Consider the following 2271-nt stretch of genomic DNA (forward strand, 5'->3'; position numbering starts at 1 on the left):
ATCTGCACAGGACGGTGCCTTACTGCATGACCATTGACGAGCGTTACGGCCATCGCCTGTTCAATGGAATCCAGAAACAGTCGCCCGCTCGGAAACCCAGCAACCATCTCCGCATGAGCCGCCGCAACCAGCGCACGCAGGCGGGGGTCCGCGAACTTGCGCTGTGGGCGCAGTTCTACCTCGCCATAAGCTCCGTCCGAGGCGGCCATCAGTGGCGCATCGGAAATACCGAGCTGCAGATGCGGTGTGGCCATGAGTGCAACCCACTCTCCCACATGACGGTCGCAAAGTGCTAAATCGCCCGCTGCGTAGTCGAACTTTTCCATCGCGGAACGCCGCGAGCCCCACTCAATCGAGCCGCGCCCCAACATCATCGCGAAAGCCTGATCATGTCGCACCCAATGCCGCGGCTCTGTGACAGATTCGGGTGGAAAGAGCTCAACTCTCATTCTTTGCTCCATGCCGTCGTGTTGTGGATATGGCCGAGGGGCCTCAAGGCGCTATTCGAATCATCCGATTTGATGTACCTCTGCGGCAAGGCGATACATTTATCCCGAGGTGAAGGTAAGGCTTTCGAACAAGTTCTGGGCACGCCACGTGGTGGATGCCGTCGCAATGTGATTGAATCACGAGATTGATACTGGGAAGTCAACTGATAGCTCGTTGACTTGAATGCCCGTGTTATCGCCTGGGTGATGGCCTCGCAGCCACTATCGGCTAATCTCGATCACAATCGAGCCCATGCGCGAACTGCTGGCATATTCCCGATGTGCCTTCTGAATTTCTTCAAGCCTGAAGGTAGCCTTGATCGGCACGGAGATTTTCCGGACCTAAGCCATTCAAAGAGCAACTCCAGGTCAGGCATGAAGTTCTTCGACGAGCGGCGGAGGCCGAAGAACGTGGTTCGTTTGCCAGACCAGAAGAACAGATTCTTGGACAATAGTTTGAGGATCGCTGGAAACGGGGAAGGGCGAGCTCTCTTCGTCAATGCTGGGAGGTTCATGCCGTAACCCACTAGGATGCCTCCCTTCCGCAGGACAGCGTAGGACTCGTCAAAGCTTTCGAAGCCGAGTGGATCGAAGACCGCGTCTACTCCGCCTAGTTCCTGCATGGCGGTGATCCAATTTTTGTTGGAATAATCGAAGGGAACAGCCCCAAGTTTGCCAAGCTCCTCGTGCTTAGATAATGAAGCTGTGCCGAAGACTTGAGCTCCTTGAATCCGTCCGAGACTAAGGAGCGCCACTCCCACCCCGCCACTCAAACCATGAACAAAGATCTTCTGACCGGATTGGATATGAGCGGCATGGTGCAGCATCTGGTAAGCCGTGCCCCAGTCGAGTACCAGAGAGACAGCAGCCTTCAGATCAACTCCCCCGGGAACATCCACAAGAAATCGTTCGGGAAGGTTGATCAACTCAGCTTGGCCATCGTATTTTGAAAGACACGCAACGCGATCGCCGACTTTGAATTTTGTACACCCTTTACCGTTGACGCGCACCTTGCCGAGGACGCTGTAACCCGGTGTGAGTGGGGCCTTTCTCTGAAAAGGATAAGTGCCACGGCGCATGTTAACGTCGGACCCTGAAACAATTGAATATTCAACCGAGCCCCTCGATCAATACAATTGCCGCGCCAACTCTCCCACTGAAACCTACCAACTCCTCAGCCTTGATTGACTTGAGCGTTTCTCGCGACGTAGGATTTCAGCCGAGTTATTTAATCATCTCCTAGTTTCCCCAAGTCGATAGTTCGTTGGGTTCGGAGGAATTGCATGCCACATTCATTTTTCCATCATAGAGGTACGACAGCGGTCTTCGCGATTTTATGCTTTGCCCTAACAACAACCGTGCGTGCGCAAAAAACATCTAGTCCATCGCCAGTGCCACTGCTTCCGCTCATTGCTCCTCCGTCGGACGCGCCTTATCCCGGCACGATTTCGCTGCTCGTCGACGTCAGCAATGTCACGGGTCGCGTGCTCAATGTGCATGAGATGATTCCAGTAAAAGGCCACGACATTACGCTGCTCTACCCTGAATGGCTACCCGGGACGCATTCGCCTTCCAATCCAGTAGGCGAACTTGCGGGCCTGGCTATCATTGCGAATGGAAAACACATCCATTGGCTGCGTGACCGCGTGAACATGCACGCATTCCATCTCGAGGTGCCACAGGGTGCAACGGCGCTGGAGATAGACTTCCAGTTCCTGGCTCCTATGGATCCCAAACGAGGCCGCATATCCTCGAAGTTCGCCGACGTCACCTGGAACAGCGT

3 protein-coding genes are annotated in these 2271 nt (G+C 54.6%); 1 reads left to right on the forward strand and 2 read right to left on the reverse strand.

The features are described 5' to 3' along the window. Together VNX88_24960 and VNX88_24965 are read right to left on the reverse strand one after the other, a co-directional pair. Window positions 1-449 (reverse strand): hypothetical protein (locus VNX88_24960; GenBank protein ID HWY71941.1); only part of this gene is annotated, 449 nt, incomplete at its 3' end. 278 nt (window positions 450-727) lie between these two features. Then, on the reverse strand, window positions 728-1591 hold the full coding sequence (locus VNX88_24965) for a medium chain dehydrogenase/reductase family protein (GenBank protein HWY71942.1): 864 nt from the start codon (window positions 1589-1591) through the stop codon (window positions 728-730). Window positions 1592-1771: 180 nt separating this feature from the next. Between VNX88_24965 and VNX88_24970 the strand changes: the two genes are divergently transcribed. Next, window positions 1772-2271, forward strand: a 500-nt coding sequence (locus VNX88_24970) for a hypothetical protein (protein ID HWY71943.1), incomplete at its 3' end; no start/stop codon positions are given.

It is taken from the genome of Terriglobales bacterium (genome assembly GCA_035567895.1).
Taxonomy (GTDB): domain Bacteria; phylum Acidobacteriota; class Terriglobia; order Terriglobales; family Acidobacteriaceae; genus Gp1-AA112.